The organism is Streptomyces antioxidans (genome assembly GCF_000968685.2).
GTDB lineage: Bacteria > Actinomycetota > Actinomycetes > Streptomycetales > Streptomycetaceae > Streptomyces > Streptomyces antioxidans.
Genome location: NZ_LAKD02000274.1, coordinates 1 through 308, shown reverse-complemented (window position 1 = coordinate 308; position 308 = coordinate 1). Strand labels below are relative to the sequence as shown.

Genomic DNA, 308 nt, shown 5'->3' with positions numbered 1-308 from the left:
CGTGGTGGCCTCCCTGATCAGCTCGGCGAGGGACTTGCGCCCGGCCGCGGACTCGACGTGGACCACGTCGGCGCCCGCAGCGGCGAGTGCCCGGTCCAGCGGGGGCCCGTCGGTGGTGCCGATGAGCAGCCAGGTTCCGGTCAGGCGGCCGCTCCCGGGAATGTCACCGGTCCGCCACTCCACCTCGTACCGGCGGTTTGACTCCTGGCTTCCGGGGAGGTCGATCCAGTAGCGCTTGTGCTGGAAGGCGTAGGTGGGCAGGTCGGTACGCCGTGGCGCGTACGGTGCGTAGACGGCGGCCCAGTCGG

Annotated in this window: 1 protein-coding gene; it reads right to left on the bottom strand. The window is 72.1% G+C overall.

Going from position 1 to position 308, the window contains the following annotated elements; translation table 11 throughout:
• A partial coding sequence (locus VT50_RS39480) for a hypothetical protein (protein WP_158083256.1) occupies positions 1-308 on the bottom strand: 308 nt, incomplete at both ends.